Raw genomic sequence first — 4,404 nt, forward strand, 5'->3', positions numbered from 1 at the left:
TCCTGTAAATATCGGAATCGTCGTCGAAGATATAGTTTAAGAGTTAACTTGTTGGCGGCTATTTATAACTGTGAGTTAGGGATAGGTATAGCAGCTTCTTAAAAGTTGCCTAAAGATTAATCAAGTCAAGGAGAATTTATTCTCAATTTTTATAATTGAGATAGTTTGTGCCGCTTAAATAAAGAGGTTTTGATAACCAAATTAAAGCAGCTCTAAAGAGTTTTGAGTTAAAAGTTAAACTTCAAGTTTTCATTCAGGACAAATGTACTGATCAACTAATTTTTTTGGGAAAATTAGTTGACCCATTATTATAACATATAATTAATTTGCAAGAGTTCTAGTATAGGCTACTTATAAGCATAGGCACTCATGCAAGAGGCAAGAGGCAAAAGGGGGAATAGATAATCAGTCTTTAGTAACTGGATTTAGTATCAGCTTTTAATATAGCGTTTTTCAGTCTGCTGAGGTACAAAAGTTATGGGTTTTAGGCAAAAGGCAAGAGGCAAAAGGGAAGAAAAACAAGTGTACCTCACTAGCTTAGGAAACGCTATAACTAGATTTAGTATAAGGCCTTTTTGAGTTGTAAATTAAAAGCTACCAACTCCAGTCCACAAAAGGGTTCTATCCAGCGATCAAAGTTTTGCTGATCTGCTAAAATTTTGATTGATGATAGCAGTTTAGTTTTGATACCTTGACATTTAATCGTGGGAACAATGACGGTTGTTTTCATTAACAACTAATAGATAATTAAATGAATACACCGGGGTAAATATTGAAAATCTCTCCTAAAATTTTACCTTGAGCTTTACTAATTGATCGCTTGCCATTAACAATTTCTGAAACCACACCCTTAGAACCAATTTTACCAACTAAATCAGCTTGTTTCCTGTTGTTAGCTGACATTAAGTGTAATAATACTTCCTGGGGTGAAGCTGGTTCGGGTTGAGGTTGTTTGGCATCAAAATCCTTAATAATTGTCGCCATTAATTTAACCATCGCGGTTTCTTCTGGTAGTCGATCCTGTTTACTAATTAGATTAAGGAGAAGATGACGCGCTTGCTCATATTCTTCTTCATTTTCAATAATCTTGGGTTGAAATTTAGTCAACAGTTGATTATAAATATTGTCATCAAGTGCTAGGGTCATTTTTCTTTCGGTTAGACTGAACTTTTTGGGTGTGTTACTACTTAACTTAAACCAGCGATTTTAACCAACTGTACCAAGCATCTAAACCTTCTCCTGTGGTAGCGGAAACTTGAAAAACTTTCAGATTGGGATTAACCTGATAGGCGTAATCTAAACAGCGATCGAGGTTAAAATTAACATAGGGCAGTAGGTCTATTTTTGTCAAGATCATGACTTGAGAAGCGTGGAACATATAGGGATATTTAATCGGTTTATCTTCCCCTTCGGTGACGGAAAGAATGACGACTTTGGCATTTTCTCCTAAATCAAATAAAGCAGGACAAACTAGATTACCAACATTTTCGATCATGACTAAAGAATTCATCGGTGGATCGAGTTCGATTAATCCTCTCTCTACCATTGATGCTTCTAAATGACAACCTGTTCCAGTGTTAATTTGGATAACCTGACAACCGGTTTCACTAATTTTTTGAGCATCATTAGCTGTAGCTTGATCTCCCTCAATCACACTGATAGGAATAGCGGTTTTTAAATCGGCAATTGTGCGAGTTAACAGGGTAGTTTTTCCCGAACCGGGGGAAGAAACCAAATTAAGAGCAACAGTTTTTCTACCCTTCAACCAACCGCGATTTTGTGCCGCTAATAGATTATTTTTTGCCAGCAGATTTTGCTCAACTTGGACAATGTTACCATGAATTTGAGCGTGAATTTCTGCGGGATGATGGGGATGCTCATGATCGTGAGCGTGAGCATGATCGTGAGCGTGAGCGTGAGCATGATCGTGAGCATGATGGCTATGACTAATAACAGTACCATCGGCTAAAATATGTTCATGGGTTCCAGTTTGCGGATTAGTTACCGTTACTTCCGAGTTATCAGAACAACCACAGGTTACACACATAAGGATTCTGTCTCCAACGATTTAAGATTTAATTCTTGACCCTGTAAAATGATTATATTGCGACTACCACATTGATCGCAGATTCCGTAGGGATATTCTAGTTCTAGCTCATTTCCGCAATCTTGGCACTGTCCTAAACCAGAAATTTCCAGAATCTCTAACATTGCCCCCTCTATATTAGTACCTTGACAACAGGTATCAAAACAGAAAGTGATCGATTCTGGCATAATTGCCGTTAGTTTACCAATTTCTAACACCACGCGCTTAACTTTCATTCCTCGGGAATGTTCTAAGGCAAGTTCGATAATATTTTGGGTGATTCCTAGTTCGTGCATTTTCAGTTATCAGTTATCAGTTATCAGTTATCAGTTATCAAGTATCAGTGATCAGTTATCAGGGAAATTTCTACTAAAACCCCAAAACCCCAACTATCTGTTTTTTTACCTTTCACTTTTTCCTTTAAAACTGTCTCCTGTCTAATTAACATATTCTCGGTAATTGTTCACCTACTAACATATCGAGAATTCTGTTAGTGCCGAAAGGGGTTTTTAAATAAACTAAATTGGGAGGAGAAGCGACGACTTCCCCGATAGAAGCGGCATTTTTACCGTCAGGATGGGAACGCATCACTGCTAAAACGCGATTTTCCGCCTCCGGAGGGACGACAAGGACTAATTTACCCTCGTTTGCCAGATAAAGCGGTTCTAAGCCCAATAATTCGCACATTCCTCGCACTTCTTCCCGGATGGGGATCGCCGTTTCCTGCACCTGTATTCCCACCCCTGAACTTTGGGCAAATTCGTTTAAAACCGTGGCTAATCCGCCTCTAGTGGCATCCCGCATTGCTTTAACTTGCGGGCAAACGGCCAGAATTGCAGAAATTAAAGAATTCAGGGCTTGACAATCGCTTTCGATTGTGCATTGTAGGTCTAATTCGCCCCTGGCAATCAGAATGGCGGCACCGTGATCCCCCAGAAAACCGTTCAGCAAAATGCGATCGCCAACTTGTAAATTATTCGCCCCGGAATTGATTCCGGCTGGAATTACTCCCACTCCAGAGGTGTTAATAAATATTTGATCTGCTTGTCCCCTGGAAACGACTTTTGTATCACCGGTGACGATTTTTACCGCTGCTTTTTCGGCGGCTATTTTCATGTTGGTAACGATGGTTTTTAGGGTGTCGATAGATAAACCTTCTTCGAGGATAAAACTACAACTGAGATAGAGAGGAATTGCCCCACCGACAGCCAAATCATTAACGGTTCCATTGACTGCTAAACTGCCAATATCACCCCCCGGAAAGAATAGGGGAGAAACCACATAGGAATCGGTGGTAAATGCCAAGCGATCGCCTATTTTAGCCAAATCTTTAATTTCAAATCGGGCTTGATCTTCAAGGGTTGCCAGTAGGTTATTATCAAAATTATTAACAAATATCTCATTAATTAAATCCCGCATTGCGCTGCCACCACTGCCATGGGAGAGAGTGATATTTGTGTCGGTAATTTTTGTTTTTTTTAATTTTAAAGAAGCTGAAGGAGTGCTAGTCATAGGTGAGGTAGGAAGTTTTCATTTTGGCGAGTCGCTGGTCGATAGCAAATTAGGTTACACTTTATCTTGATCGGAAACGGTGTCATAGCCTACTGCTAGATTAGCTTAATGGGTTTCTGGTATTTCTCGCACTTTTTCTACAGTTAAGTCCAAGGTTTGAGCAATTTGTTCTACCGTTAAACCTAAAGCCAATAAACGCGGCACAGATTCTAGTTTACCTTCCAATTTACCTTCCAGTTTACCTTCTTCTCGAACGTCTTGAAAATAACGGGTTTGTTTCAGTTCATCTAAACTAAACATGGCTTGTATCTCCCGGCGACTTAGACGTGGTAATTTAGGCTCTTCCGAACTTGTCATGTAAAATTAAAGAAAAAACAGACAATTATTGCTGATCAATAAAACAATAATTCATCTTTAAAAGCTGACTATGCTTGCAATACAGCAATTTATTGTTTAAAATATAGACAGCCAAGACCAGCAATTTTAGACACAAACTATACTTATGCCATCAAATCCACAATTAAAGTTAATGACCGAGCTACTTCACCTAGAAGGAGTTGTCGTTACCAATTATCAAATTATTACCGATATAGGAATTGTTTTACATTTAGAAAATATGTCAAGAGAAAGCCAGTGCATTCATTGTGGAAGTAAAACGGAAAAAGTTCATCAAAACAATGAATTAACAATCCGAGATTTACCCTTTGGAGAACAGGCATTATATCTGAGAATCAATCGTCGTCAGATGAGATGCGAGAAATGTGGGAAAAAATTCACAGAAGAACTAAATTATTTGCCGAAGAAAA

At 38.7% G+C, this 4,404-nt stretch carries 6 protein-coding genes and 2 pseudogenes; 2 read left to right on the forward strand and 6 right to left on the reverse strand.

Annotated elements, in window-relative coordinates:
- A pseudogene (locus tag IQ224_RS21895) lies at window positions 1–102 on the forward strand (IS5/IS1182 family transposase); the annotation flags it as partial.
- Between the two features lie 457 nt (window positions 103–559).
- On the opposite strand, the gene IQ224_RS21900 reads toward IQ224_RS21895, so the two are convergent.
- The 6 genes and pseudogenes from IQ224_RS21900 to IQ224_RS21925 form a co-directional block, all read right to left on the reverse strand.
- Complete coding sequence (locus tag IQ224_RS21900) at window positions 560–730, reverse strand: DNA adenine methylase (RefSeq protein ID WP_004157720.1); 171 nt, start codon at window positions 728–730, stop codon at window positions 560–562.
- Window positions 731–747: 17 nt separating this feature from the next.
- Window positions 748–1,146, reverse strand: a complete 399-nt coding sequence (locus IQ224_RS21905; RefSeq protein ID WP_004157718.1) for a type II toxin-antitoxin system HigA family antitoxin — start codon at window positions 1,144–1,146, stop codon at window positions 748–750.
- Between the two features lie 46 nt (window positions 1,147–1,192).
- On the reverse strand, window positions 1,193–2,047 hold the full coding sequence (gene hypB / locus IQ224_RS21910) for a hydrogenase nickel incorporation protein HypB (RefSeq protein WP_004157716.1): 855 nt from the start codon (window positions 2,045–2,047) through the stop codon (window positions 1,193–1,195).
- On the reverse strand, window positions 2,038–2,382 hold the full coding sequence (locus tag IQ224_RS21915) for a hydrogenase maturation nickel metallochaperone HypA (RefSeq protein WP_004157713.1): 345 nt from the start codon (window positions 2,380–2,382) through the stop codon (window positions 2,038–2,040). The genes hypB and IQ224_RS21915 overlap by 10 nt, the downstream gene beginning before the upstream one ends.
- A gap of 145 nt (window positions 2,383–2,527) precedes the next feature.
- Window positions 2,528–3,598 carry a hydrogenase expression/formation protein HypE gene (gene hypE / locus IQ224_RS21920; RefSeq protein WP_002778119.1) on the reverse strand — a complete coding sequence of 357 codons (1,071 nt, stop codon included), beginning with the start codon at window positions 3,596–3,598 and terminating at the stop codon, window positions 2,528–2,530.
- Between the two features lie 105 nt (window positions 3,599–3,703).
- Window positions 3,704–3,934, reverse strand: a pseudogene (locus IQ224_RS21925) (flagellar assembly protein H); the annotation flags it as partial.
- Window positions 3,935–4,100: 166 nt separating this feature from the next.
- Between IQ224_RS21925 and IQ224_RS21930 the strand changes: the two are divergent.
- Window positions 4,101–4,404, forward strand: a 304-nt coding sequence (locus IQ224_RS21930; RefSeq protein WP_194033491.1) for a transposase family protein, incomplete at its 3' end; no start/stop codon positions are given.

Origin of the sequence: Microcystis sp. LEGE 00066, from assembly GCF_015207925.1 — a bacterium.
Classification (GTDB): domain Bacteria; phylum Cyanobacteriota; class Cyanobacteriia; order Cyanobacteriales; family Microcystaceae; genus Microcystis; species Microcystis ichthyoblabe_A.